23 protein-coding genes and 1 tRNA gene are annotated in these 24,910 nt (G+C 59.5%); 12 read left to right on the top strand and 12 right to left on the bottom strand.

Annotated features, from left to right (window positions below):
• Positions 1 to 50 precede the first annotated feature (50 nt).
• The 4 genes from AB1E42_RS10755 to AB1E42_RS10740 all read left to right on the top strand — a co-directional run bounded on the left by AB1E42_RS10755 (position 51) and on the right by AB1E42_RS10740 (position 3,008).
• A complete protein-coding gene (locus AB1E42_RS10755) occupies positions 51 to 545 on the top strand; it encodes an Lrp/AsnC family transcriptional regulator (protein WP_368344243.1) in 495 nt (164 codons plus the stop codon).
• 105 nt (positions 546 to 650) lie between these two features.
• Entirely contained in the window at positions 651 to 1,403 is a 753-nt protein-coding gene (locus AB1E42_RS10750) for a hypothetical protein (protein ID WP_368344242.1), read from the top strand.
• 47 nt (positions 1,404 to 1,450) lie between these two features.
• Positions 1,451 to 1,536: transfer RNA gene (locus AB1E42_RS10745), tRNA-Leu, on the top strand.
• A 185-nt stretch (positions 1,537 to 1,721) separates the two neighbouring features.
• Positions 1,722 to 3,008 (top strand): O-acetylhomoserine aminocarboxypropyltransferase/cysteine synthase family protein, encoded by a 1,287-nt coding sequence (locus tag AB1E42_RS10740; protein ID WP_368344241.1) that lies wholly within the window; start codon positions 1,722 to 1,724, stop codon positions 3,006 to 3,008.
• Positions 3,009 to 3,074: 66 nt separating this feature from the next.
• Here AB1E42_RS10740 and metG read toward each other — a convergent pair whose 3' ends face one another.
• Entirely contained in the window at positions 3,075 to 4,787 is a 1,713-nt protein-coding gene (gene metG / locus AB1E42_RS10735) for a methionine--tRNA ligase (protein ID WP_368344240.1), read from the bottom strand.
• A gap of 83 nt (positions 4,788 to 4,870) precedes the next feature.
• Positions 4,871 to 6,100 carry an MFS transporter gene (locus AB1E42_RS10730; protein WP_368344239.1) on the bottom strand — a complete coding sequence of 410 codons (1,230 nt, stop codon included), beginning with the start codon at positions 6,098 to 6,100 and terminating at the stop codon, positions 4,871 to 4,873.
• 177 nt (positions 6,101 to 6,277) lie between these two features.
• Here AB1E42_RS10730 and AB1E42_RS10725 point away from each other — a divergent pair, with 177 nt between their 5' ends.
• Positions 6,278 to 7,321: an aldo/keto reductase gene (locus AB1E42_RS10725; protein ID WP_368344238.1), complete on the top strand. Its 1,044-nt coding sequence runs from the start codon at positions 6,278 to 6,280 to the stop codon at positions 7,319 to 7,321.
• A gap of 2 nt (positions 7,322 to 7,323) precedes the next feature.
• On the opposite strand, the gene AB1E42_RS10720 is transcribed toward AB1E42_RS10725, so the two are convergent.
• Positions 7,324 to 8,325 carry a GlxA family transcriptional regulator gene (locus tag AB1E42_RS10720; protein WP_368344237.1) on the bottom strand — a complete coding sequence of 334 codons (1,002 nt, stop codon included), beginning with the start codon at positions 8,323 to 8,325 and terminating at the stop codon, positions 7,324 to 7,326.
• Positions 8,326 to 8,407: 82 nt separating this feature from the next.
• Here AB1E42_RS10720 and AB1E42_RS10715 point away from each other — a divergent pair, with 82 nt between their 5' ends.
• The 3 genes from AB1E42_RS10715 to AB1E42_RS10705 are packed head-to-tail and all read left to right on the top strand — an operon-like array spanning position 8,408 to position 11,555.
• Positions 8,408 to 9,322: a 3-keto-5-aminohexanoate cleavage protein gene (locus AB1E42_RS10715; RefSeq protein ID WP_368344236.1), complete on the top strand. Its 915-nt coding sequence runs from the start codon at positions 8,408 to 8,410 to the stop codon at positions 9,320 to 9,322.
• Positions 9,323 to 9,333: 11 nt separating this feature from the next.
• Positions 9,334 to 10,797, top strand: coding sequence for a carnitine 3-dehydrogenase (locus AB1E42_RS10710; protein WP_368344235.1), 1,464 nt, complete (start codon positions 9,334 to 9,336; stop codon positions 10,795 to 10,797).
• Positions 10,794 to 11,555: an SDR family oxidoreductase gene (locus AB1E42_RS10705; RefSeq protein WP_368344234.1), complete on the top strand. Its 762-nt coding sequence runs from the start codon at positions 10,794 to 10,796 to the stop codon at positions 11,553 to 11,555. The genes AB1E42_RS10710 and AB1E42_RS10705 overlap by 4 nt, the downstream gene beginning before the upstream one ends.
• Here AB1E42_RS10705 and AB1E42_RS10700 read toward each other — a convergent pair whose 3' ends face one another.
• Both AB1E42_RS10700 and AB1E42_RS10695 read right to left on the bottom strand, forming a co-directional pair.
• Positions 11,556 to 12,299, bottom strand: a complete 744-nt coding sequence (locus AB1E42_RS10700) for a folate-binding protein YgfZ (protein ID WP_368344233.1) — start codon at positions 12,297 to 12,299, stop codon at positions 11,556 to 11,558.
• A 45-nt stretch (positions 12,300 to 12,344) separates the two neighbouring features.
• Complete coding sequence (locus tag AB1E42_RS10695) at positions 12,345 to 14,144, bottom strand: ABC transporter ATP-binding protein (RefSeq protein WP_368344232.1); 1,800 nt, start codon at positions 14,142 to 14,144, stop codon at positions 12,345 to 12,347.
• Positions 14,145 to 14,266: 122 nt separating this feature from the next.
• On the opposite strand from AB1E42_RS10695, the gene AB1E42_RS10690 reads away from it, so the two are divergent.
• Positions 14,267 to 15,469, top strand: coding sequence for an alanine--glyoxylate aminotransferase family protein (locus tag AB1E42_RS10690; protein ID WP_368344231.1), 1,203 nt, complete (start codon positions 14,267 to 14,269; stop codon positions 15,467 to 15,469).
• On the opposite strand, the gene AB1E42_RS10685 is transcribed toward AB1E42_RS10690, so the two are convergent.
• The 4 genes from AB1E42_RS10685 to AB1E42_RS10670 form a co-directional block, all read right to left on the bottom strand.
• A complete protein-coding gene (locus AB1E42_RS10685; RefSeq protein WP_368344230.1) occupies positions 15,437 to 15,622 on the bottom strand; it encodes a hypothetical protein in 186 nt (61 codons plus the stop codon). The genes AB1E42_RS10690 and AB1E42_RS10685 overlap by 33 nt on opposite strands.
• A gap of 48 nt (positions 15,623 to 15,670) precedes the next feature.
• A complete protein-coding gene (locus AB1E42_RS10680; protein ID WP_368344229.1) occupies positions 15,671 to 16,786 on the bottom strand; it encodes a pyridoxal phosphate-dependent aminotransferase in 1,116 nt (371 codons plus the stop codon).
• 99 nt (positions 16,787 to 16,885) lie between these two features.
• Positions 16,886 to 19,732: a valine--tRNA ligase gene (locus AB1E42_RS10675; protein ID WP_368344228.1), complete on the bottom strand. Its 2,847-nt coding sequence runs from the start codon at positions 19,730 to 19,732 to the stop codon at positions 16,886 to 16,888.
• A 71-nt stretch (positions 19,733 to 19,803) separates the two neighbouring features.
• The gene (locus AB1E42_RS10670; protein WP_368344227.1) at positions 19,804 to 20,244 is read right to left on the bottom strand and encodes an Lrp/AsnC family transcriptional regulator; all 441 of its coding nucleotides are present in this window, start codon (positions 20,242 to 20,244) and stop codon (positions 19,804 to 19,806) included.
• A 120-nt stretch (positions 20,245 to 20,364) separates the two neighbouring features.
• On the opposite strand from AB1E42_RS10670, the gene AB1E42_RS10665 reads away from it, so the two are divergent.
• Positions 20,365 to 21,495, top strand: coding sequence for a type III PLP-dependent enzyme (locus tag AB1E42_RS10665; RefSeq protein ID WP_368344226.1), 1,131 nt, complete (start codon positions 20,365 to 20,367; stop codon positions 21,493 to 21,495).
• Positions 21,496 to 21,497: 2 nt separating this feature from the next.
• Here AB1E42_RS10665 and AB1E42_RS10660 read toward each other — a convergent pair whose 3' ends face one another.
• The 3 genes from AB1E42_RS10660 to AB1E42_RS10650 form a co-directional block, all read right to left on the bottom strand.
• A complete protein-coding gene (locus AB1E42_RS10660; RefSeq protein WP_368344225.1) occupies positions 21,498 to 22,556 on the bottom strand; it encodes a YeeE/YedE family protein in 1,059 nt (352 codons plus the stop codon).
• Between the two features lie 44 nt (positions 22,557 to 22,600).
• Positions 22,601 to 22,933, bottom strand: a complete 333-nt coding sequence (locus AB1E42_RS10655) for an ArsR/SmtB family transcription factor (RefSeq protein ID WP_368344224.1) — start codon at positions 22,931 to 22,933, stop codon at positions 22,601 to 22,603.
• 99 nt (positions 22,934 to 23,032) lie between these two features.
• Positions 23,033 to 23,413: a hypothetical protein gene (locus AB1E42_RS10650; RefSeq protein ID WP_368344223.1), complete on the bottom strand. Its 381-nt coding sequence runs from the start codon at positions 23,411 to 23,413 to the stop codon at positions 23,033 to 23,035.
• An 89-nt stretch (positions 23,414 to 23,502) separates the two neighbouring features.
• Between AB1E42_RS10650 and AB1E42_RS10645 the strand changes: the two genes are divergently transcribed.
• Positions 23,503 to 24,240, top strand: a complete 738-nt coding sequence (locus AB1E42_RS10645) for a cytochrome c biogenesis CcdA family protein (protein WP_368344222.1) — start codon at positions 23,503 to 23,505, stop codon at positions 24,238 to 24,240.
• An 11-nt stretch (positions 24,241 to 24,251) separates the two neighbouring features.
• On the top strand, positions 24,252 to 24,815 hold the full coding sequence (locus tag AB1E42_RS10640; RefSeq protein ID WP_368344221.1) for a thioredoxin family protein: 564 nt from the start codon (positions 24,252 to 24,254) through the stop codon (positions 24,813 to 24,815).
• Positions 24,816 to 24,910 lie beyond the last annotated feature (95 nt).

The raw sequence follows: 24,910 nt of genomic DNA, 5'->3' as shown, positions 1-24,910 counted from the left end.
CTGCTAATTGCGCGCAAACTATTATTTGCGACTGAAATTTTGCAGATTGGGTGAGCAAATTGACTTCTGAACTGGACGGATTTGACCGCAAGATTCTCGACATTGTGGCGGTTGAGGGGCGGATCAGCGTAACCGAACTGGCGCGGCGTATCGGCCTGTCCAAATCACCGACCCAAGCCCGCCTCAAAAGACTTGAAGATAGCGGTGTCATTCGCGGCTATCGCGCGCTTTTTGACCCGATCCGCTTGCGGCGTGATCATGTGGTATTTGTCGAGGTGAAATTGACCGACACGCGCGAAGCCGCGTTGGCTCAGTTCAATGCGGCGGTTTTGATGATACCCGAGGTCGAACAATGCCATCTGATTGCGGGCCAGTTCGATTATTTGCTGAAGGTCCGCACCTCCGGCATGACAGGCTACAGGCTGGTTCTTGCTGAGAAAATATCGCTCCTTCCATACCTCGCGCATACCTCGACCTATGTTGCCATGCAGGCGGTGAAGGAAGAGGGCTTTGGGCAGTCGGCTGTCACCACAGGCGATGCGTGAGCACGGAACTTGCTTGAAAGGGCGAAATGGCGCACACTGACTGCATTCACGGCCCGAATAAGAGGCCAAGAGAGCTGAGCAGTCACTTCCCAAAAGGTATTTGATATGGGCAATCGTATTTTGTTTTTTCTTGGCGCCTTCGGGGCGCTGTCGGGGTGTTTCGGATCATCGGCCGATGTGGAGGTGCTTTCCACCGCTCCTTTCGGTGCTAGCGCGGGCGTGGCGCGGGCAGTCACGGGCGACGGGAACTTCATTGCTATCATTCCCGACATCGAATCCCCCAAAGATTATGCTCATCTTTCGATTGTCCGGTCTGTCTCGGCAACGACAGACGAAAACGGCCTGAGCACCGGCGTGATCGAGGTCGAATATGCCAATGGCGAGCGGGAACAGGTTTCCGCCTATTTCTACAGTGATGTCGCGGGTATTTATGGCCGGTTCGGTACTGATAATCCGGCCATTGTCGTGGGTGGATCTGCACCCGAGGGGCTGCCGCTTGGCGCGTCCTACAGCTACGACGGGCTGGCAGTTGTGGAGTTCCTGATTGATGGGGAAGACTACAGCGAAACAGGCACTTTCGCGCTGGAGGCGGATTTTATCGATCGTACCGCGAACATGAGCGTCACCTCTGACAATGCCAGCTACTCCCACACCAATATGCAGATCGAAACCTCCGGATTGTTTGACGGGCAGGGCGGCACATTGGTTGTCACCGCTGGTAGTGGTGATACCCGCAGCCTTGACCTCTACGGCAGTTTTCACGGCAAAAATGCGGACTATGTGACGGGCGCCGGTGTTAGCGGTACGCGGGCTGGCGACGACTTCAGCTATATCGCGATCATTGGTGACAGGAACTAGCGGAGGCTCTTGCCTCGCTCGGTGAAACCTGCCAATTGAACGCCCGTGCCCGCGTGGTGGAATGGTAGACACTGGGGACTTAAAATCCCTTGGCCTTAGTGCCGTGCCGGTTCGAGTCCGGCCGCGGGTACCATACGAAGTCTTGGTTGTTCAGGCCTGTTGAGCGTTGCCGCCAAAGGCCTGAAAGCCAATGGCCCGACGATCATCACCGTTAGGTTAACATAAATATATCCAATTTTTTGAAGGTCTTCTCTGGGCCATTGCAAGCCCGCCCCCCGTGCCGTAGCGTCACGGCGATCATCCAAACGGGAGACTTCCATGACCAAAGAACACGGTTTCGACACGCTTCAGGTGCATGCCGGAAACACGCCGGACGCGGCGACCGGCGCGCGCCAGGTGCCGATCTATCAAAGCACATCATTTGTTTTTAAAGATGCCGAGCACGCCGCGCGTTTGTTCAACCTGCAAGAGGTTGGCTACATCTACTCGCGTTTGACTAACCCGACGGTTGATGCTCTGGCCGCGCGGATCACCACGCTTGAGGGCGGCGTCGGCGGCTTTTGCTGTTCGTCGGGCCATGCGGCGCAGATCATGGCGCTGTTCCCGCTGATGGGGCCGGGGCTGAATATTGTGGCCTCCAACCGCCTCTATGGTGGGACGATCACCCAGTTCGGCCGGACGATTTCGCGCTTTGGCTGGTCCTGCAAGTTCGTTGATTTCGATGATCTGGATGCAGTGAAAGAAGCGATTGACGATAACACCCGTGCCGTTTTCTGTGAATCCATCGCGAACCCAGGCGGCTACATCACCGATCTTGATGCGATTTCGGCGATTTCGGACGCGGCTGGCATTCCGCTGATCGTGGATAACACATCGGCCACGCCTTATCTGTGCCGCCCGATCGAGCACGGCGCGACAATCGTTGTGAACTCCACCACCAAATACCTGACAGGGAATGGCTCCGTCACCGGCGGTTGTGTTGTCGATTCTGGTAAGTTCGACTGGTCTGCAAGTGACAAGTTCCCCTCTCTCTCGCAGCCGGAACCGGCCTATCACGGGTTGAACTTCCACGAGGCGCTGGGCGCGATGGCGTTCACCTTCCACGGTATTGCGGTTGGCCTGCGTGATCTGGGCATGACGATGAACCCGCAAGCCGCGCATTACACGCTGATGGGCATCGAAACGCTGAGCCTGCGGATGGAGAAGCACGTCGCCAACGCCGTGAAAGTGGCGAACTGGCTCGAAGCCGATCCGCGCGTTGATTACGTGACCTATGCGGGCCTCGATTCCAGCCCCTACAAGGACCGCGTGGCGAAGATCTGCCCGAAAGGGGCAGGGGCGCTGTTCACCTTTGCGGTGAAGGGCGGCTATGATGCTTGTGTGAAGTTGGTTGATAGCCTTGAGTTGTTCAGCCACGTTGCCAACCTTGGCGATGCGCGCTCGCTGATCATCCACTCGGCCTCCACCACCCACCGCCAGTTGTCGCCGGAGCAGCAGGAAGCCGCTGGCGCGTCGCCGAATGTGGTGCGCTTGTCCATCGGCATCGAGGACGCTGATGACATCATCGCCGATCTGGATCAGGCATTGGCAAAAGCCACGGCCTAATACTCGCGATCTTGCAACGAAAAACGCCCCGGATTTCCGGGGCGTTTCTTTATTTTTATGGTGGTTTTAGTTCCGCTTGCCGGCGAAGCGCTGCTGCCAATCCTCGCGCTGCTCGTCAGTGATCTTGGCAAACAGGACTTCAGGCACGGTGAAAGCGTGGCCTGCCTTGAGTTGGGTGAGTGCCTCTTCGACAGAAGCAGGCCATGCACAGTCGTCAGCCTTCATATCCACCAGCATCCGCGCCGCAGCATCAGGGATGAACGGCGCGGAGAGCACCGCGTAGAAGGGGATCAGGTTCAGTGCGAAGCGGATTTGCGCGGCGGCGGCTTCTGGATCGTTTTTGAAGGTCGACCACGGCGCGGCTTCTTGCAGGTATTCGTTGCCCGCAACCCAAATCGCCCGCAGCTCGACCGCCGCTTTGCGGATTTCGATGGAATCCATGTGGGACTGGTAAGCGGTAAGCCTGTCCTGAAGTGTGGCGATCAATGCCTTTTCAGGCGCACCCAGATCGCCGCCCTCCGGCACCACTTCGCCAAACTTTGAACGGCAGAACTTGGTCACGCGGCTGACGAAATTGCCCAAGACATCGGCCAAGTCCTTGTTCACACCGGATTGGAAGCTCTCCCAAGTGAACTCGCTGTCAGATGTTTCCGGCACATGGCTCAGTAGCCACCAGCGCCAGTAATCGGCGGGGAGGATTTCCAGCGCCTGATCCATGAACACGCCGCGCCCGCGCGAGGTTGAGAACTGGCCGCCATCATAGTTCAGGTAGTTGAAGGATTTGATATAATCCACGAGCTTCCACGGCTCGCCAGAACCAAGGATCGTGGCGGGGAAGGAAAGCGTGTGGAATGGCACGTTATCCTTACCCATGAACTGGGTGTAGGTCACATCGTCCGCGCCTTTGTCGGTGCGCCACCAGCGCTCCCAATCGGCGCCCTTGCCAGCATCGACCCATTCCTGCGCACAGGCGATATATTCGATGGGCGCGTCGAACCAGACGTAGAAAACCTTGCCCTCCATACCCGGCCAGTCGCTCTCGCCGCGCTTGACGGGGATGCCCCAATCCAGATCGCGGGTGATGCCACGGTCTTGCAGGCCGTCGCCATCGTTGAGCCATTTCTTGGCGATGGAGGTGGTCAGGACGGGCCAGCCCTCGCGGGTGTCGATCCATTCCTCTAACTGATCCTTCATCTGCGACTGCCGCAGGTAAAGGTGCTTTGTCTCGCGCATTTCCAGATCGGTCGAGCCGGAAATGGTGGAATGCGGGTTGATGAGATCAACCGGATCAAGCTGCTTGGTGCAGTTGTCGCATTGGTCGCCACGGGCGCTGTCAAAGCCGCAATTGGGGCAGGTGCCTTCGATGTAGCGATCCGGCAGGAAACGGCCATCGGCCTTTGAATACATCTGCGTTTCGCTGACCTCGCGGATCAGGTCCGCATCGGCGAGGCGGGCAGCGAAATGCTGGGTCAGGCGGTGGTTTTGGTCACTGGAGGAGCGGCCAAAGTGATCGAAGCTCAGGCGGAAGCCGTCCGCGATCTCGGCCTGAACGGCGTGCATCTCGGCGCAGTAGTCGGCGACGGGCTTTCCGGCCTTGGCTGCGGCGAGTTCGGCGGGCGTGCCGTGCTCGTCAGTCGCGCAGAGGAACAGTACCTCATTGCCGCGCCGGCGCAGGTATCGCGCATAGAGGTCAGCAGGGAGCTGGCTGCCAACAAGGTTCCCGAGATGTTTGATCCCATTGATGTAGGGGATTGCCGAGGTGATCAGGTGACGGGCCATAGGGTATGCAACCTTCCAATTCGAGTTGCGAAGGATTTAGCGGCCCTGAGCGGGAATCAAAACCCCCTGTTTGCGGCTGTTGCTCAGGTGTCGGGGTCGCGCGAGCCGCGCAGGAGCCGCCCAACGAGGAATGACGTGCGCGGCGCATAGACATAGGGCGTCCGCTCAGCGGCGGTCGGGCGTGCGCGCATCCGTGTCACGCCAAAGGCGATCAGCAGGATATGTCCCGCGGAGATCACGATAAAGAGTGCGGGTGGTCCGAACACTTCGATCAGAGCCGATGTCGCGTAGGGCGCAGCGATCGCGCCCACCGCGTAGAAGAACATCAGCGCGGCAGATAGCTCGACGCGTTGTTCTGAAGTGGCGAAGTCATGGGCGTGTGCGGCGCAGACCGAATAGATCGGGAAGGTGGTAAAGCCGAAAATGGCTGCCGCGATCATCACTCCTGTTTCGCCAGTTTGGGCCGCGCCGATGGTGATGGCACTGGCAAAGACTGCTGCAACCGACAGGCCGATCAGCACCCAGCGGCGGTCATATTTATCGGCAAGCCAGCCGATCGGATATTGCGCCACTGCACCACCTGCCACGAAAGCGGCGAGGAAATAGCCAATCTGATCTGCCGCGAGGCCGACCCCTTGGCCGTAAATTGGTCCGACCATACGGAACGAGGCCGCCGAAAGCGCGGCCACAACAACGCCCAGCGTCGCCAAGGGTGACATTTGCCACGCAATCGCGGGCCGCAGGCGCGGCGCGCCGTGGTTATCGGGCTGGGGCATGCGGGTGATGGCCAGCGGCAGCATCGACGCGCAGCATAGGATGGTGAGCAGATTATAGGCGATATAAGTTTCCATCGAGGCCAGCGTGCCGATCATGAACTGGGCCGCGAAAGAAGCAGAGATATCGACCACGCGGTAAATCCCCATGGCGCGACCGCGCGTCTCGTTGGTGACCTTCGATTGCAGCCACGCTTCGATCACCGTGTAGCAACCGGCCACGCAGATGCCCGTCGCAACACGAAACAGCGCCCACCACACAGGATCGGTCACAAGGACATGCGCGGCAAGGCCGATGGCCCCCATCGCCGTGAGGCTCGCATAGGCCCGCGAATGGCCGACGGTTCCCATCAGGCGCGGTGCCCACCAGCACCCGATGAAAAAGCCCACAAAATGCGCTGAACCGAGAACGCCGACATCCGTGGTTGAAAAGCCGTTCGCCAAACCCGACAGCGCGTCCAGCGGCCCCACACCGCCGGATGACAGTTGCAGCATAACAACCGACAGGAACAGCGCGGCGAAGGAGATCATCATTCTCATGGGCCCTTTATGAAGCCTCTGCGGGTGGTTTCCATGCCAAATTCGCCGTGAAATGTCGCTTTGGGTGCAATGCGATGATTTTGAAGTGATTTTTCGTGTGTAGGTCGCTTGTGCGCGGCGAGGGTTGTGGAACCGTGCGCGTTCGGTAAAGTCCGCGCGGCATCGATAGGAGCGGACATGAAAAAAGTTGATCTTGGGCGGACGGGGATTTCTGTTTCGGACTGGTGCCTTGGTACCATGACATTTGGCAACCAAACGCCGGTCGAGGATGCGCATCGGCAGATTGATATGGCGCTTGAGGCCGGCATCGACTTCCTCGATACGGCAGAAATGTATCCGGTGAACCCCGTGCGCGCCGAGACGGTGGGCCGCAGCGAAGATATCATCGGCGAATGGATTGCTGCAAGCGGGCGGCGCGACGAGATCGTCGTTGCAACCAAGGTCACGGGCGACAACGGTGGCTTCATGCGTGGTGGCGCTGGCTATGACGGTGCCGTGATCCGTGCCGCTGTCGAGCAGTCGCTGCGGCGTCTGAAAACCGATGTCATCGACCTCTACCAGTTGCATTGGCCGATGCGCGGCTCCTACATGTTCCGCAAGAACTGGCGCTATGATCCTTCTGGGCAGGATCGAGCAAGAACTGTCGATCATATGCTCGACGTATTGCGCGCGCTGGACGACCTGATCAAAGAGGGCAAGCTGCGCGCGATCGGGCTATCGAACGAAAGTGCTTGGGGCACTACCACTTGGGTCAATCTGGCCGAGCAGCACGGTTTGCCGCGCATGGCATCGATCCAGAACGAATATTCCCTTCTGTGCAGGCTTTTCGATACCGATCTGGCTGAGACGGCGGTGAACGAGGAAGTGACGTTGCTGTCCTTCTCGCCATTGGGCGCAGGATTCCTGACCGGCAAGTATCAGGGCGGCGCAGTGCCGGAGGGCAGCCGGATGAGCCTGAATGGCGATATGGGAGGCCGTTTGACGGAGCGGGTGCTGCCCGCGACGCAGGCCTATCTGGATATTGCCAAGCGGCATGGGTTGGACCCCGTGCATATGGCGATGGCATGGCAGCGGACACGGCCGTTCCCGATCTCGGCGATCTTTGGCGCAACGACCGCTGAACAGCTTGCTCATATCCTCAAAGGTGATGATCTGGTGTTGTCGGATGAGGTGCTGGAGGAGATCACCCTCACCCACAAGCAGCACCCGATGCCTTATTAACCTTAGGTCAGCGGACCACGCGCCCGCCTGATTTCGCGGACGGAGAGGCTGAATTCACGCTGAAATGCGCGGGCAAAAGCGGCGTGCGAACTAAAGCCCGTTGCCAGCGCAATATCCTGCACAGCGCGGTTGGTATCGGTGGCGAGCCGCCGCGCCTCTGCCAGCCGTAATGTCAGTCCGAAGGCGTGCGGTGTTGTCCCGAGCGTTTCCTGAAATTGTTGTTCCAGCCGCCTGCGAGAAATACCAAGCCGCAACGCGAGATCGCCAATCGGGAGCGGATTTTCCAGCTGCTCTTCCATGATCTGGATCGCCTTTGCCACCAATGGTGCGCGTTTGGTGAGCGCCGAGGATTGCGCAAGGCGCTGCGGCTCATGCCCTGCATAGACGGGATCATAAATAAACGCCGAGGCGACCCGCGCCGCCAGTTCCCTCCCGTGCAGGCTTGAGATCAAATGTAGCATCATATCGAGGCAAGGGCTCGCCCCGCCTGTGGTCAGCGTGCGGCCAGACAAGATGAAACGGTCCCGCACAACCGTGATGCGCGGAAATTGTGCCGCGAAACTTTCGAGGTCTTCCCAGTGGGTTGTCGCCCGCAGGCCATCCAAAAGCCCCGCGCGGGCCATGATCTGGCTGCCGCCATCCACACCAGCGATAATCGCCCCGCCGCGCGCGAGGCGGCGCAGGGTCGCGCAGAGATTGGGTGTCGTTTGCGCTTCAATGGCGAAGCTGGAGACGATCAGCAGCAGGTCCGGCACTGGCAAACTGGCGACTGCTGTGCCTGAAATCGGTATTCCGGCAGTCAGGTTGGCGGTGGCCGGTGTCGGGGTAGCGAATTGCCACTGAAACAAGTCTCGCCCCGCACGGCGATTGGCGGCGCGCATCGGGTCAACGGCTGCGGCGAGCGAGAGGAGATTGGTCCGGTCCATGACAAGGACGCCAACAGTCATCGGGCGTTGCCCCGCGCCGACCTCGTCGGGAAACAGAGATTTTGCGGTATTTGACATATTGGTTTCGTAAAGTGGAAAGAAAAGTCACGCAAGGCCAAGAATAATCCGCATGAGTCGGACGCTATCCAAGGAGCCAGTCATGCCATTGCAAATGAACCGCGACGTATTCATCACCTGTGCCGTCACCGGATCCGGATCCACCCAAGACCGCAGCCCGCATGTGCCGCGCAGCCCGAAAGAGATTGCCGATAGCGCCATTGCGGCAGCAAAGGCAGGTGCAGCGGTCGTTCATTGCCATGTGCGCGACCCCGAGACAGGCACCCCGAGCCGCAATTTGGCGTATTTCCGCGAAGTGACTGATCGCATCCGCGATTCAGCGGTCGATGTCGTGTTGAACCTGACAGCCGGCATGGGGGGCGATATTGTGTTTGGCGGTGTCGACAAGCCGCTGCCGCCCGCCGCAGGCACCGATATGGCCAGCGCAGAAGAGCGCGTGGCGCATGTGGCGGAATGTCTGCCCGAAATCTGCACGCTCGATTGCGGCACGATGAACTTTGCCGAAGCGGATTATGTGATGACCAACACGCCGGGCATGCTACAGGCGATGGGCAAGATGATGACCGATCTGGGCGTGAAGCCGGAGATCGAGGCATTTGATACCGGCCATCTTTGGTATGCCAAGCAGCTGGTGAAGGATGGCATTCTCGAACCCAACGCACTGGTGCAGCTTTGCATGGGGGTGCCGTGGGGTGCGCCTGATGACCTCAACACATTCATGGCGATGGTCAACAATGTGCCGGATGAATGGACCTTCTCGGCCTTTTCGTTGGGCCGGAACCAGATGCCCTATGTTGCGGCATCGATTCTTGCTGGTGGCAACGTGCGGGTTGGGCTTGAGGACAATCTTATGCTCGACAAAGGTGTACTGGCGACCAACGAACAGCTCGTCGAACGCGCCGTTGGGATCATCGAAAACCTCGGCGCCCGCGTGATTGGCCCCGCCGAGGTGCGCGAGAAGCTTGGCCTGACCAAGCGCGCACCCGTTGCCGGTTAAGGAGAACGACAATGGCACAAGTGGCGGCGATTATTGGCGGGGGCGTGATCGGGGGCGGCTGGGCTGCGCGGTTCTTGCTTGCGGGTTGGGATGTGCGGGTTTTCGACCCTGACCCTGAAGCCGAAAGGAAGATCGGCGAGGTGCTCGCCAATGCCCGCCGCTCGCTGCCCGGATTGTCGGATGTGGCGATGCCTGCGGAGGGAAAGCTCTCCTTCCACGAGACGATGTCAGAGGCGGTTGATGGGGCGATCTATATTCAGGAAAGCGTGCCCGAACGCTTGGAACTGAAGCAAAAGGTCTATCAGACCTTGCAGGCCCATTGCGCGCCTGACGCGGTGATCGGCTCGTCCACCTCCGGCTTCAAGCCATCCGAGCTGCAAGGCTGCGCATCGCGTCCTGAACAGATCGTCGTCACGCACCCGTTCAACCCCGTCTATCTGCTGCCGTTGGTCGAACTCGTGACCACCGAGGCCAATGCGCCGGAGGTGGTGCAGCAGGCAAAGGATGTGCTGCAAGGGATCGGGATGTACCCGCTCCACCTCAAGCGCGAGATCGATGCCCATATCGCTGACCGCTTTTTGGAAGCCGTCTGGCGCGAGGCACTCTGGCTGATAAATGACGGCATCGCCACCACCGAAGAGATCGACAACGCGATCCGTTACGGCTTTGGCTTGCGCTGGGCGCAGATGGGTCTCTTCGAGACTTATCGCGTTGCAGGCGGCGAGGCGGGCATGCGCCACTTCATCGCCCAGTTCGGTCCTTGCTTGGAGTGGCCATGGACAAAACTGATGGATGTACCTGATCTGACGGATGAGCTGATCGACGCGATTGCTGGTCAATCAGACGCGCAATCAGGCCATCATTCCATCCGCGAGTTGGAGCGCATTCGTGACAACAACCTCGTTTCGATCCTGCGTGGGTTGAAGGCACAGGATTGGGGCGCGGGCGCACTACTCAAAGCGCGTGACAAGCAGATTGATCCGATCCCCGCGCAGCTTGACGATGTGGCTGATCTCTCAAAGCCTATTCTCACGGTCGAGCGGGCGGTTCCCCTCGATTGGACCGATTATAACGGCCACATGAATGAGGTGCGGTATCTTCAGGCTTTTGGGGATGCAACGGATCGTTTCATGATGATGGTCGGCTGTGACGGCGATTACATCCAGTCCACAGGCAGCTATTTCACTGCTGAAACCCATATCCGCCATGTGGACGAGGTTCATGCCGGCGCAACGATCAGGGTCGAGACGTTATGTATTCTGGGTGAGGGCAAGAAAATGCACCTTTTCCACCAGATGTTTGAAGGTGACAGGCTGTTGGCAACCGGCGAGCATATGTTGATCCATGTGAGCCTAGAGACGCGCAAATCCTCGCAGCCCGGTCCGGTGGTTGCCGAGCGTTTGGCGCGCGCTGCGGCTGCCCATTCCAATTTGCCACGCCCCGAAGGGCTTGGCGCAGCCGTTGGCAAGAGATGAAACGGGTACTGATCACCGGCGGGGCGTCCGGTATCGGCTACGCGATGGGTGCGGCTTTTGCCGCTGCGGGCTACGAGGTCTGGGTCACGGATGTGGACCAGACCGCGCTGGGCGCATTGCCGGAGGGTTGGCAGGGCCGGTTGGCTGATGTCTCGAACGAGGCGCAGATATCGACCTTCATGGCCGAGATCGCTGCAAAAGGTGGCTTGGACGCCTTATGCGTGAATGCGGGCACCAAAGGCCCGACCGCCGCGATCGAGGATGTCGCGCTGGAAGATTGGCGCGCATGTACGGCTGTGACACTCGACGGGGCGTTTCTGACGCTCAAACATGCTGCGCCAATGATGAAAGCAGCTGGAAAGGGCGCGGTGATCTTCACCTCCTCTACGGCGGGGATGTACGGCTACCCCTATCGCAGCCCGTACTCGGCCGCGAAATGGGCGATCATCGGCCTGATGAAAACCGCCGCGATGGAATTGGGGGCGTTTGGCATCCGCGCTAACGCGATCCTTCCCGGTGCGGTGGAAGGGCCGCGCATGGAGCGGGTGCTTGAGGCAGAAGCCACCGCCAAGGGCATGACACGCGATGCGGTTTATGAAGGTTACGCCAGCGGAACGTCGCTTAGAACATGGGTCACAGCTGAAGATATTGCTGCCGTCGCGGTGTTCCTTGCCTCCGATGCGGCGGCGCGGATTTCGGGGCAGTCGATCCCTGTTGACGGCCACACGGTCAACCCTGATCCGCAGATCGGCAGTTGATCAGTCGGCAATCTCGACCCGCGCATTTCCGGCGGTCATGTTGTCTGAAACGCGGTCGAACCGAAGATAGGCCAGCCCCTCATTCCCGTGAATGCTGTGCAAAGTGCCAACGATCTTTTCGCCTGTGGTGATCGCGCTGCCGCTTTCCGCTGACCCATGCAGGCGCACACGGCGCAGCCCTTTCTTCAATTCGGTCTTGTGGTGCATACGAGCCGTGACTTCCTGCCCGACATAGCATCCTTTGCGGAAATCGACGCCGTTGAGCCGCTCGAATCCCATTTCGAGGATGTAGCTCTCTCCAGAGAGTTCCGCGCCCATTTCGGGCACGGCAAGGCGCACGCGCAAGGCCTCGAAATCGGTATCGTCGGAATGGTCGTCATGCGCATAGTCCCTCCAGCCAAGGTCTGGGTGGCGGGGATCGGTGAGCGCCGTTTCAGGAGCGATGCCGCACCCACGGGAGACGACCAGACTGGTTTCCTCGATCCGCACATCGGCCCGCAGTTTGTACATCGACAACCGCTGCGCCAAGGCAGGCGCCACGTCGCTGGCGACATCGAGCAAGATATGATCTTCCCGCCCGATCAGGAAGAAATCCGCGATGAACTTACCTTGCGGGGACAGCAGCGCCGCATAGCAAATGCCATCCTTCTCCGGCAGGGCTTTCGTCACATCATTGGTGACGAGCCCCTGCAGGAACGTTTCGCGGTCTTTGCCATAGATGGCCAAAACAGTTCGGCTTTCCATGTTTTCCCTCATCGGCCTTTGACTCGCGATATAGGTCGGCGCGGCCTAGACTTCATCCCCGGCGCCGCTTTTTTCGCCACGATCATCGAACTGGAGGCTGTGTAATTCCCGATACGCGCCGCCGCGTGCCAAAAGCGCTTCATGGCTGCCTTGGTCAATCACCTGTCCACGATCCATCACGATGATTTTGTTAGCGTTACGCACGGTGGAGAGGCGATGCGCGATAACGAGCGTGGTACGGCCTTCGGCCAGCGTCTCAAGCGCCTCCTGCACGATTGCCTCGGAACGGGTATCAAGCGCAGAGGTCGCCTCATCCAAGAGCAGGATCGGGGTATCACGGAGCAGCGCACGCGCGATGGCGATGCGTTGCCTTTGCCCGCCGGAAAGGTTCGATCCGCGCGGCCCAGCGGGGCTGTCGAGGCCGTTCGGCAGGTTGGGCAGGAAGTCCGCGACATGCGCAGCCTTGAGCACCCGCTCGAGGTGCTCTGGCGCGATATCCCTGCGCCCGAGCAGAATGTTTTCGCGCACGGTTTCATCAAACAGCGCCGCGTCCTGCGATACCACCGAAACAAGCGCGCGGAGATCAGCCAGACGAAGCGAATTGGCAGGTTCGCCGCCGACGGTGATTTGGCCCGATTGTGGTTCGATCAGCCGCGTCAGTGCGTGGAACACCGTGCTCTTGCCAGCACCCGATGCACCGACAAGTGCCGTGGTTTTGCCCGCCTCAGCGATAAAGCTCAGCCCGCGCAGAACCGCATGATCTCCGTAGGAGAGCGTAACATCTTTGAACGCAACCTCGGGTGCGCCTGTCGGTGTTGCGACCGGCTTCGCAGGCTCTTTCAGCGCCGGCTCAGTCTCGAAAATTGCTAGTATGCGCTCGATACCCGCCGCTGCCGCTTGAATCAGACCCGAGATATCGCCAAGCCGCCTGAGCGGTTCAAAGGCCAAGGCCATTGCCGTGAAAAATGCCATGAACTCGCCAACGGTTTTGCTGCCTTCGATGATCTGTTTGCCGCCGTAAAGCAGCACAAAGAGGAAGCCCACGCCGGTCATCAGATCGATCAAGCCGGGGATAGATGCCCGCCCGAAAGCCGCCCGTACCTCTGCCACCACGCGCGACCGGATCAAGCGTTCGTAGCGGCGGGCCTGATAGTCTTCCAGCGCGTTGAGCTTGATCGGGGCGATGCCGTGAAACACCTCGTCGAGCCGCGTTGACATATTGCCCGCCACTTCGCGTGCATCCCGCGCACGTTTGCGGACATAGGCTTGCGCCAACAGCGAGGGCGCAATCAAGAGCGGGATGCCAATCAGCGCCGCGACAGTCCATTTCCAATCGACCCAAAGCGCCACACCAAAGAGCCAGAGCACCGCGACGGCGTCGCGGCTAATCCCTTGAACGATGCCCGTCCAGACGGTGCCAATGGATTGGACATCGCCCTGCACCCGCTCGATGAGGTAGCCGGGTGGGTTGGTCTGGTGGAAGGCGATCTCCAATCGCATCAAATGCCGTAGCAAAGCGGCGCGTATATCAGCGGCTGTGCTTTCGTTGACACGCGTTAGAAGCACTTGCTGGCCTACGGAACTGAATGCCCGCACGGTAAAGATGGCAAGGATCGTCAGCCCCACCGGCCATAGCGCCGAGGAGTCGCCATTGACGAAAACATCGTCGAACATCGGCTTCATTACGATGCTTAACAGGCCCAGCATCGAGCCTTCGAGCATCATCAGGAATACCGAAATCCCGAGCGGCAGCTTGTACTTCCGCAAGTAACCGCGCCATAGCCAGCCAAAGAGTGCGCGGGCCGAAATGCGCGGCTGTTCGGGGGGATTTGCGGTGTCGGACATCTGGCTTTCCTAATCGGTCCGTCTTGGTCTATCTGCTGCTCCGAGGCGGGGCAAGCGGCGCACGATTGACGCCATCCATAAAAAAGCTAACGTCCGCCTCGCGCATTGCTACAGGAGCTGAAATGTCGCTTTCCCAAGGCGTATCCTACCTCGCTATTCCCGGTCCGTCTGTTCTGCCCGAGCGGGTCTTGCGGGCTATGGTGCAGCCATCACCAAACATCTACGAAGGCAAACTGCCCGATATCACGGCCAGTCTCGTCCCCGATCTGAAGCGCCTTGCAGGGACAGAGGGGCATTTGGCGATGTATATCTCTAATGGGCACGGTCTTTGGGAGGCGTCGCTCGCCAACACGATGTCGCGCGGTGATAAGGTGTTGGTGCTGGTCACGGGGCGGTTCGGGTTTGGCTGGGAAGAAATGGCCCGTGGCATGGGGCTGGATGCCGAAATCATCAATTTTGGCGAACATGAAACGATTGATCCGGCGCGGCTGCGGGCGCGATTGGCGCAGGACAAAGAACACGAAATTGCTGCCGTGTTGACGGTGCATGTGGATACCTCGACGGGCTTGCGCAGCGCGGTGCCGCCGTTGCGCGCGGTGCTTGATGAGCTGTCGCATCCGGCGCTCCTCATGCTCGATGCGATCGCCTCCTTCGGCTGCGACCGGATCGAGATGGATGCATGGGGTGTCGATGTGCTCTTAGCCGCCTCGCAGAAAGGCCTGATGGCGCCGCCGGGAATGGGATTCGTCTGGTTCAATGACCGTGCTGATGCGCGGCGGGAGCATGCCGATTGTGCGACCCGATATTGGGATTGGCGCCCGCGTGCGAAGCCTGAATTGTTCTACGAATACTGGGATGGCACAGCCCCGACGCACCAGCTGTTTGCCCTGCGGGAAGCAGTGAACATGATCCAAGAGGAAGGCCTGCCGCATGTCTGGCAGCGTCATGAGATCTTGGCGCGGGCTGTTTGGGCGGCGGTAGAGTGCTGGGGCAAAAGTGGCGATATCGCCTTGAACGTTGCGGATGCGAACCAGCGTTCGCATGCCGTCACCTCGATACGCATGGGCGGTGGCGCGGCAACCAAGCTGCGGAAATGGTGCGAACATCAGGCAGGCCTCACGCTCGGGATCGGGTTGGGGCGGCATCCGGAGGAGGATTACCTCAGGGTGGGCCACATGGGCCATGTGAATGCCCATATGATCCTCGGTGCGCTCGGTACGATGGAAGCAGGGCTTACCGCGCTTGGTATCCCGCATGGGCGGGGCGGGGCTGCTGCTGCCGGTGACGTGATCTCAACGGCGTTGCGCGCGCCTTGCCCCGATTAGGGAAATCAAACGGTCAACAGTGAGCGCCGCAATCAGCACCGCAGGGAAGCCGCCAAGCGCCGCGAGGGTCCACAGCGCAAAGAACAACGTCACGCCAGTGGTGACGAGAAATGGCGTTGTAAAATCTTCGACGCGGCGCGGTGTTGACGACATGGCAGACCTCTTCTGCCATAATCCTAGCCCAGCGGGTTAAAATGCCACTTAACTTTTGCGTGCGCGCTCCAATGCGGCAGGAAGCGCAGCCTCGAATGCATCAAGCGCTTCGGCGTTGCCTGTGCTGACGCGGATGCAGCGGTTCTGCGGCGGTTGGAACGGCATGCGGATGAAAATTGCGTCTTTGCCCAGCTCGGCAACGATCCGTTTTGACAGCTCACCATCCGCGCCACAGTCGATGGTCACAAAGTTGGTGGCGGATGTCAGCGGTCGCAGCCCGTTTGCTTCGGCGATGCTGCCGATACGGGCGCGCGCTTCGGACGTCCATTGAAGGATATTGGTATACCAGTCACGATCATGAAGCGCGGCCAACGCGGCGACCTGACCGAGCATATTGACCCCGAACTGGTTTCGGATGCGGTCAAAGGCCGAGATAATCGGCACCGCGCCGATCGCGTAACCAACGCGCTGACCGGCCAGCCCATAGGCCTTTGAGAAGGTGCGCATGCGGATCACGCGCGGATCATCTGGAACGATGGGCAGGGTCGCTGATGCTGGCGCAAAATCGCAGTAGGCTTCATCGAGGATCAACAACGCCCCTTCTGGGACCTCGGAGATCATCCGCGCGATGACATCCGCATCATGCCAGTTCCCCATCGGGTTGTTGGGGTTGGAAATATAGATCAGCCGCGCGCCGGTGCTGCGGGCCTTGGCAATCAGGCGTTCGGGGTCTTCGTGGTCGCCGGTATAAGGGACCTCATGCAGCACCCCGCCATAGCCTTTCACATGGTAGTTGAAGGTGGGGTAGGAGCCGCGCGACGTCACCACCGGCGTGCCCTCAGTCACGGTCAGGCGCACGAGCTGGCCCAGCAAGCCGTCGATTCCCTCACCGATCATGATATGCTCAGGCCCGATCTGGTGATGGTCCGCCAATGCCATGCGCAGATCGTGGCAATCACCGTCACCGTATTTCCATATCTCGGGCGCAGCTTTGCTGATCGCTTCGAGCGCTTTGGGCGAGGGGCCAAAACCACATTCATTGGCCCCGATCCGCGCTGCGAAAGGGCGTTCGAGGGCGCGCTCCACATCGTCGGGGCAATTGAACGGCATGGTCGAGGGCAGGGCGGCGATAAGCGGTGTCAGGCGGGGATCATTCTGTGTCATGGCGCGAATTAGACATGAGAAATCCGGCAGAACAAGAGCAAAGAAAAAGCCCGCGCGGGTGGCGCGGGCTTCTGTTTCAGGTCATCCGCAGGGCAGCTATCAACCGATTTCCTCCAGCCGCGCAAGGGCGGCTTTCAGCTGGCCCTCTTCCTCTTCGCGCAGGCGCAGGTTCTCGCGGGCTTCTTCGACCACCTCTTCGGGCGCGGAGGCCACGAATTTGGGGTTGTTCAACCGCCCACGCAGGCCGCCAAGCTCCTTTTCCAGCTTGCCGAGCACTTTCGATAGGCGTGCCTTTTCAGCGTCCACATCAATGATGTCGGCCAGCGGCAGGGCAAAGGTTGCACCCGCCGTAGGCACCGTGATCGCGCCTTTCGGGGCGCTCTCGACGCTGTCGATCCCTTCGATCCGCGCAAGGCGCTTGATCAGGGTTTCATTGTTGGCAAGCGCGGTTTTGGCGGCATCGTCCGCATCCAGTTGCAGCACCGGAATGCGCAGACCCACCGGCACGTTCATCTGGGCGCGGGCAGAACGCACACCTTCGATCAGCGAAATCGCCCAGTTCATCTCCGCGTCTGCGGCAGCGTCAACCAGATCGGCAGCGGCATAGTTCGGCCAATCCGCATGGACGAGCATTTTCGAACGTGTGCCCATCAGCCCCCAAAGCTCTTCTGTAATGTAAGGCATGATCGGGTGCAGCAGAACCAGACATTGACCCAGCACCCAGCCCATCGTCTGCTGGGTTTCCAGCTTCTCAGCATCGGATCCATCCATCAGGAGCGGCTTGGAGAACTCCACATACCAGTCACAGACCTTACCCCAAACAAAGGCGTACAGCGCATTGGCGGCATCGTTGAAGCGATAGGCTTCTAGCGCGGCATCCACCTCTTCGCGCACGCGGGCGGTTTCGCCGATGATCCACTTGTTCACCGTTTGCGTGGCGGTCGGGATCGCGGTGCTGCCTGAATGCGATTCGAAGACGCCGTTCATCTCGGCAAAGCGGCAGGCATTCCATAGCTTGGTACCAAAGTTCCGGTAGCCCTGAATGCGATCTTTCGAAAGCTTCAGCACACCGCCAATCGCCGCCATCGAGGCATTGGTGAAGCGCAGTGCGTCTGCGCCGTATTCATCAATGATTTCAAGCGGGTCGATGACATTGCCCTTGGTCTTGGACATCTTCTGCCCTTTTTCGTCCCGCACCAATTGATGCAGGTAGACCGTGTGGAACGGCTCCTGATCGACGACGGCCAATTGCATCATCATCATCCGCGCCACCCAGAAGAACAGGATGTCAAATCCGGTGATCAGCACATCGGTGGGGAAGTATTTCTCCATCTCCGGCGTCTTTTCGGGCCAGCCGAGCGTGCCGATGGGCCAAAGGCCGGAAGAGAACCATGTATCTAGCACGTCAGGGTCGCGGGTCAGGGCGACGCCAGCGCCTGCTTTGGCTTGCGCTTCCTCCTCGGTCGCGGCGCAGTATTCGTTGCCCTCGGCATCGAACCAAACCGGAATCTGGTGCCCCCACCAAAGCTGGCGGGAGATACACCACGGCTCGATATTTTCGAGCCAATGGTAGTAAGTCTTTTCGCCACTTTCAGGGATTATCTTGGTGCGCCCTTCGCGCACTGCATCCAGCGCGGGGCCAACAACCTTCTGCGCATCGACAAACCATTGGTCGGTCAGCATCGGCTCGATGACCACGCCTGAGCGGTCGCCAAACGGCTGCATGATCTTCTTGTCTTCAATGGTGATCATCAGCCCTTCGGCATCTATGTCGGCCACGACGCGCTTGCGTGCCTCGAAGCGGTCCAGCCCGCGATATTCTTCCGGCACGAGGTTGATCGCATCGACGGTGGCTTCGGTAAATGCATCACCCTTGGCAAAGCCCTGCGCCTTTGCGGCTTCCTCGGCGTAGGGCGCGCCATCGGCCCGCATCTGGCCGCGCGTGTCCATCAGGCGGTACATTGGGATGCCGCCACGCCTGGCGACTTGATAGTCGTTGAAATCATGCGCACCGGTGATCTTCACCGCGCCGGAGCCAAAGGTCGGATCGGGGTATTCATCGACGATGATCGGGATCAAGCGGCGATGCTCTTTTGGCCCAACCGGAATTTCGCACAGCTTGCCCACGATCGGCGCATAGCGTTCATCAGAGGGATGCACCGCGACCGCGCCATCGCCCAGCATCGTTTCGGGGCGGGTGGTGGCGATAGAGATGTAATCGCGCTCTTCTTCGAGGATGATATTCCCGTCCTCGTCCTTCTCGATATAGGTGTAGGTTTCGCCACCTGCGAGCGGGTATTTGAAGTGCCACATATGGCCGTCGACTTCGATATTCTCGACCTCGAGGTCAGAAATCGCTGTCTCGAAATGCGGATCCCAGTTCACCAGCCGCTTGCCGCGATAGATCAGGCCCTTTTCGTACATATCGACGAAGACCTTGATCACCGCATCGTGGAAGTTGCCGCTCTGGTCGCTCTCGGGCGCACCCGGCGCTCCGGACATGGTGAAGGCGTTGCGTTCCCAGTCGCAGGAACAGCCCAACCGTTTGAGCTGATTGACGATGGTGTCACCGTATTGGCCCTTCCACTCCCAGACCTTTTCAAGGAACTTCTCGCGCCCGAGTTCGCGGCGGCCCGCATTGCCTTGGGCGGCGAGCATTTTCTCGACCTGAAGCTGCGTCGCGATGCCTGCATGGTCCTGCCCCGGTTGCCAGAGCGTGTTAAAGCCGCGCATGCGGTGCCAGCGGATCAGGATATCCTGCAACGTGTTGTTGAACGCATGGCCCATATGCAGCGCGCCGGTCACGTTCGGCGGCGGGATCATGATGGTGAAGCTCTCTGCATCCGGCTTCGCGTTCGCGCCTGCGCGGAAGCTGCCAGAATTGGTCCAAGCCTCAAAAATGCGGGCTTCAGCCTCGGCTGCGTTAAAGGTCTTTTCCATTGCCATGATCGCGGTCCCTTATTCGTCGGGACCATCTAACGCGGGGGGCGGCGGAGGAAAAGCCCTCTCTGCCGCCCTTAGGCGCTACGGTCGATCTTGGTCGAGAGGTGGATCAGGCTTTCCAGCGCCATCACCCCGTCAATCGCACCGATCCGGTCGAGCGTATCGTCCAGCGCGCCGGTGGACTCGGTGCGCAACTGGCAAGCCAGATCAAAGCGCCCCGATGTTGTGTGTACGCGCTCCACCGCAGGCAGGCGGCGCAGTTGGTTCAGCACATTGGTTTGCGCGGCGGGGGTGATATGGACGAGCACCGTCGCGCGGATAGCATTGCGCAGCGTGTCCTCGCTCAGTCGCAGCGTGTAACCCGCAATCACGCCCGCCCGCTCCAACCGCTCGATCCGTGCTTGGGCGGTGGTGCGGGCAATTCCGACACGCGCCGCCAGCGCCGAAGTCGGCAATCGCGCATTGGCGGAAAGTTCTGCGATCAAGCGGCGGTCGATGTCATCCAGTTCCGTCATAATGCCGATATTATCGGCATTATTGATTAATGATAAGCATTTTTGCGCAAAGTGCTGAGTCAGTCTGACATTTCCCACCGTAAACTAAGAGCAATAATAAAGATCGAGGCGGAGGTTCCCATGTTGCAGCGCTTGGAAAAAGCAGATTGCCCAGCATCTTATTTGCAGCGTTTCCAACCGGATATGCCGGTGCATTTTTTCGCGCCCGCAGCGCTGGACCGGCGGTTGGATGATTTCGTGAACGGCTTCGCGGGGGATGTGACCTATGCGGTCAAGGCGAACCCGTCTGATCGGGTCGTGGCGCGGCTTTGGGGCAGGGGGCTTGCCGGTTTCGATGTTGCCTCCCCGACGGAGATAGAGAGCGTACAGCGGCTCTGCGGGTCCGCCGTACCAATGCACTACAACAATCCCGTGCGCAGCAGCGCCGAGATCGCGGCAGCCCGTCGCGCGGGGGTGCGGTCATGGTCGGTTGACGATGCGGGCGAGTTGCGGAAAATGGCTGCGGCGGGGCTTGAGCTTTACAATGAAGTCAGCGTGCGCTTCTGCCTCGACGTCGAAGGCGGGCATTACAATTTTGGCGATAAATTCGGCGCCACGCCGGATCAGGCGGTGGCGTTGTTGCGATGCGTCTCCGAGGCAGGTTGGCGACCGGCGCTGACCTTTCATGTTGGCACACAATGCCAACGGCCGGGGGCATATGCCCGCTACATCGCAGCTGCTGCGGATATCGCGCAGCGTGCCGATGTTCGCATTTCGCGGCTCAATGTTGGGGGCGGTTTCCCGTCTGCGCGGCAGGGCGCAGCACCGGAGTATGGCCGCTTCTTCGCGGCGATCAAAGAGGCAGTTGATGCGGCTTTTGCTGACCGCCCCGCGCTCTTGTGTGAGCCGGGTAGGGCGCTTGTTGCTGACAGCTATGCCTATGCCGTCCGCATCAAATCACTGCGCGCGGGACGGGTTTACCTGAATGACGGCATCTATGGCGGGCTGTCGGAATTCCTATCGATGCATATGCCTACGTTCGAGGTGATCAGCAGGGACGGTACACCGCGCACCGGCGAAAGTGTCGCCCGTGTCGCCTTTGGCCCGACCTGTGACAGCATCGACAAATTGCCAGAAGCGTTGGAGCTCCCCTCTGATACACGGGAGGATGACTGGCTCCTGTTCCGGTCGATGGGAGCCTATCTGACAGGCGTTACCACGCGGTTTAACGGCTACGGGCGCTGCGAGACTGTCACGGTCGCAACGCTTTAGCGTCACTCTGCGATCGAAAATCCGGTAATCAACTGCCTCAGTCCCAAGGCCGCCCCTGCGAAGATCGCCATGACGGTGATCGGCGCGGACCACGCCAGCACCGAGAAGGCCGACAGCCCTTGCCCGATACTGCATCCCATCGCCACAACCGCACCAACACCCATCAACGCCGCGCCAAAGATTTGCCGCCGCAATTCGCGCGGATCTTCACAAGCTTCCCAGCGGAAATGCCCTTTGATCAGCGAACCGATGAACGCGCCGATCCAAACCCCCGCGACCGAGCCGAGCGCAAAACTGAGCGTGGTGCCTGACGCGGTCATTGTCCAAAGAATGGACTCGCCGAGCGGTGCTGCAAATGTGTGGGAAACAACCTGAAGCTCCTCAAAGCCATTCCGGGCGATCCACTGTGTTCCGGCCCATGCAATGATCACCGATAGCCCCGCGATGGCCCCCCAGAAAATAGTTTTTCGTTCCTGCCTGACCCGCGCGGGAGCAAGGGTGAACCCGAGGATAAGCGCGCCAATGATAATCCCGATTGTAGAAGGCGCGAAGCCTGTCCAATTGGCAATGCTGTGGGCAATTCCCGGAATATGCTCAGCTGCGCGCTCGGCCGGAAATAGCCAAACGCGGACATAGGCAAATGGACCGGAGATCGTTGCATAGGCTGCAATGCCCATCACGAGGACGATCATGAAATTGCGCAGGTCACCGCCACCCAAACGCGCCAACGCGCCGTAGCCGCAATTGCCCGCGAGTGCCATGCCGTACCCGAATACAAGCCCGCCCGCGATGCTCGCAAGCGGCATCCACCGGAAATCAAGGTAGATTGTTTCGGGCAGGGACAGCAGCCCAGTCGCGCTCAAGGCGAAAGTGCCAATGATCGCTACCCCTAGTGCGACGCCCCACATCCGCAGGCGAATGTCAGATTCACCGTAAAAGAAATCCTCGATGGCGCCGAGTGTGCAAAAGCGGCCCAATCGGGCAGCAAGCCCGAGCAGGATACCACCGATCCCGCCAATAATCGCAGCGAGGTTTCCCTCGCCGATAACATCAATCCACACGGCGTCCTCCCATCGAAACCGCCGTTACCACGGCGGTTTCCTCCTTATCGTGTGCAGAATAGGTCGTAGACCAAATCAATAATCTGGCGCGGTCTGTCGTCCGTCAAGCGGTAGTAGATCGTCTTGCCGTCACGTCGCGGCGTCACAAGCCCTTCGAGCCGCAGCCGCGCGAGCTGTTGCGAAACAGCCGCCTGCCGCGCCGAGAGCAGGTCTTCGAGTTCGGTGACCGATTTTTCTCCCGATGCCAGATGGCACAAAATCATCAGCCGTCCCTCATGGCTGATCGCTTTCAGGAAATTCGCCGCATCCGTCGCGTTGCTTACCAATTCGTCCAGACCGGCTTCGTCAATTTGGTCGTCAATAATTGGAATACCCATAGTCCGCGTCCCTGCGCGCTATTATGCTAAGTATAGCTTTGCCTACCATATACTCGCAAGAAACACAATTTTTCGATGTGTGTTCCTTGGCTTGGCCGGTCAGCTAGAGGCTTCCGGTTTCTGCACAGGCTCTATACCCGCGTCCGAAATCATCTTCGAGAGCAATCCCCAAAAAAAATCTTCACCCGGATAGCCTTCGATCCGTCCGACCTCTGCACCATCAACAAGCAGCACGAAGGTTGGCGTGAACTGGAGAGGGCGGGTCAGGGTGACGCCCTCCGGCAGATCAGCGTGGATGTCATGTTTGATCAACGGGGCAGAAGCGCCTTCAGCGGTTTTCGGGTATTCGATGCCGACGTCGCTTTCCCAGCGCGCGCACCACATGCAGCCATCTTCCTCCGCCATCAACAGATTGACGGTTTCCGCACTGGCGAGGAGCGGAAGCCAGACCAGCGGCAGGCTAAGAAGAAACGCACGCATGATTTGAATCCCGATTGACGGATAGCTGAACACTTATCATAATTTGAATATATGAATAAGACAAGATTTGAATAAGGCAGGGATGGCGCATGTTGGAAATCAGTTACATCGGGGCGGCCGTGGCGGGGCTTTTGTCTTTCTTCACCCCATGCGTTCTGCCGATGGTTCCGTTCTACCTGTGCTACATGGCCGGATTGAGCATGTCGGAACTGCGCGACGAAGGCGGAATCGCGGCTGGTGCTCAGCGGCGACTGGTGCTTTCGTCCATTGCCTTCGCCTTGGGCGTCACCACGATTTTTGTGCTGCTGGGCATGGGCGCAACGGCGCTAGGACAGCTTTTCCTGCAATGGAAGCAGCCGCTCTCCTACCTCGCTGCTGCGGTTTTAGCGCTCTTCGGGCTGCACTTTTTGGGCGTGATGCGCATTCCGCTCCTGTATCGCGAGGCGCGGCTTGAAACCACTGGGGAGCCGCGCGGGATTGCCGGTTCCTATGTGATGGGGCTCGCCTTCGGTTTCGGGTGGACCCCATGCGTTGGCCCTGCCTTGGCCTCGATCCTGATGATTGCGGGCGGCATGGGCAACCTATGGGAGGGCGCGGCGCTTCTGGCTGTTTATGGGGTGGCGATGACGGCCCCCTTTGTAATTGCCGCCTTGTTTGCGCGCCCGTTTCTTGCGTGGGTGGCCCGTCATCGTGGGGCGCTGGCCTATGCCGAGCGGATCATGGGCCTCATGCTGTTGCTGTTCGCGGCGCTGATCGCGACCAACAGCGTCAATCTTATCGCACAATGGATGATCGATGCCTTCCCGTCGTTCTCGGGTTTGGGCTGAAAGGAGTGACTATGAATCGTTTATTACCAATCGCTGCGGGCCTCATTGCTGTGGCCACTTCCCTATCGGCTGCAGTGTTGGGCGATGATGGCCTACACAAGGCGCCGTGGATGCGCGACACCTTCAAAGACTTGCGGGAGGATCTCGCCGAGGCCAATGCCGAAGGCCGTAGGTTGATGGTGATGATCGAGCAGCGCGGCTGCATCTATTGCACCAAGATGCATGAAGAGGTCTATCCCGACCCCGCCATTGACCCGATCCTGAGCGAGAACTTCTACGTCGTTCAGATCAACATGTTCGGTGATTTCGAGGTCACGGATTTCGACGGTGAAATCCTGACGGAGAAAGAAGCCGTGCTGAAGTGGGGCGCGATGTACACGCCAACGATTCTCTTCTTCCCTGAAGAGGTGTCCGAAGGTGTACCCGCCCATGAGGCGAGGGTCGCCTATGTTCCCGGGGCATTGGGCGTCGAGATGTTCGGTAACATGCTGAACTGGGTTCTGGAGCACGGCTACGAGAGCGGAGAAAATTTCCAGAAATATCATGCGCGTAAGTTCAACGAGCGTCGGCAGTAGCCCGCGCCGCAGCGCAGCTTGAGCCTTCGCCGCAGCGCAGAATATTCAATTATTTGAATTTAATGTTGCGAAAATCTCAGGCTGTGTTCTATTGT

Source organism: Pelagovum sp. HNIBRBA483, assembly GCF_040931995.1.
In the GTDB taxonomy this organism is placed as follows: Bacteria; Pseudomonadota; Alphaproteobacteria; order Rhodobacterales; family Rhodobacteraceae; genus JAEPMR01.
This window is presented reverse-complemented; position numbering and strand designations above follow the sequence as displayed.

Bases quoted from the DNA above. Each gene is read 5' to 3' on its own strand.
- AB1E42_RS10695 (WP_368344232.1), bottom strand. From the start codon at position 14,144: ATGTCCGACACCGCAAATCCCCCCGAACAGCCGCGCATTTCGGCCCGC.
- AB1E42_RS10680 (WP_368344229.1), bottom strand. From the start codon at position 16,786: ATGACACAGAATGATCCCCGCCTGACACCGCTTATCGCCGCCCTGCCC.
- AB1E42_RS10750 (WP_368344242.1), top strand. From the start codon at position 651: ATGGGCAATCGTATTTTGTTTTTTCTTGGCGCCTTCGGGGCGCTGTCG.
- AB1E42_RS10700 (WP_368344233.1), bottom strand. From the start codon at position 12,299: ATGGAAAGCCGAACTGTTTTGGCCATCTATGGCAAAGACCGCGAAACG.
- AB1E42_RS10665 (WP_368344226.1), top strand. From the start codon at position 20,365: ATGTTGCAGCGCTTGGAAAAAGCAGATTGCCCAGCATCTTATTTGCAG.
- AB1E42_RS10685 (WP_368344230.1), bottom strand. From the start codon at position 15,622: ATGTCGTCAACACCGCGCCGCGTCGAAGATTTTACAACGCCATTTCTC.
- AB1E42_RS10675 (WP_368344228.1), bottom strand. From the start codon at position 19,732: ATGGCAATGGAAAAGACCTTTAACGCAGCCGAGGCTGAAGCCCGCATT.
- AB1E42_RS10640 (WP_368344221.1), top strand. From the start codon at position 24,252: ATGAATCGTTTATTACCAATCGCTGCGGGCCTCATTGCTGTGGCCACT.
- AB1E42_RS10645 (WP_368344222.1), top strand. From the start codon at position 23,503: ATGTTGGAAATCAGTTACATCGGGGCGGCCGTGGCGGGGCTTTTGTCT.
- AB1E42_RS10655 (WP_368344224.1), bottom strand. From the start codon at position 22,933: ATGGGTATTCCAATTATTGACGACCAAATTGACGAAGCCGGTCTGGAC.
- AB1E42_RS10650 (WP_368344223.1), bottom strand. From the start codon at position 23,413: ATGCGTGCGTTTCTTCTTAGCCTGCCGCTGGTCTGGCTTCCGCTCCTC.
- AB1E42_RS10740 (WP_368344241.1), top strand. From the start codon at position 1,722: ATGACCAAAGAACACGGTTTCGACACGCTTCAGGTGCATGCCGGAAAC.
- metG (WP_368344240.1), bottom strand. From the start codon at position 4,787: ATGGCCCGTCACCTGATCACCTCGGCAATCCCCTACATCAATGGGATC.
- AB1E42_RS10690 (WP_368344231.1), top strand. From the start codon at position 14,267: ATGTCGCTTTCCCAAGGCGTATCCTACCTCGCTATTCCCGGTCCGTCT.
- AB1E42_RS10670 (WP_368344227.1), bottom strand. From the start codon at position 20,244: ATGACGGAACTGGATGACATCGACCGCCGCTTGATCGCAGAACTTTCC.
- AB1E42_RS10730 (WP_368344239.1), bottom strand. From the start codon at position 6,100: ATGAGAATGATGATCTCCTTCGCCGCGCTGTTCCTGTCGGTTGTTATG.
- AB1E42_RS10725 (WP_368344238.1), top strand. From the start codon at position 6,278: ATGAAAAAAGTTGATCTTGGGCGGACGGGGATTTCTGTTTCGGACTGG.
- AB1E42_RS10705 (WP_368344234.1), top strand. From the start codon at position 10,794: ATGAAACGGGTACTGATCACCGGCGGGGCGTCCGGTATCGGCTACGCG.
- AB1E42_RS10715 (WP_368344236.1), top strand. From the start codon at position 8,408: ATGCCATTGCAAATGAACCGCGACGTATTCATCACCTGTGCCGTCACC.
- AB1E42_RS10720 (WP_368344237.1), bottom strand. From the start codon at position 8,325: ATGTCAAATACCGCAAAATCTCTGTTTCCCGACGAGGTCGGCGCGGGG.
- AB1E42_RS10710 (WP_368344235.1), top strand. From the start codon at position 9,334: ATGGCACAAGTGGCGGCGATTATTGGCGGGGGCGTGATCGGGGGCGGC.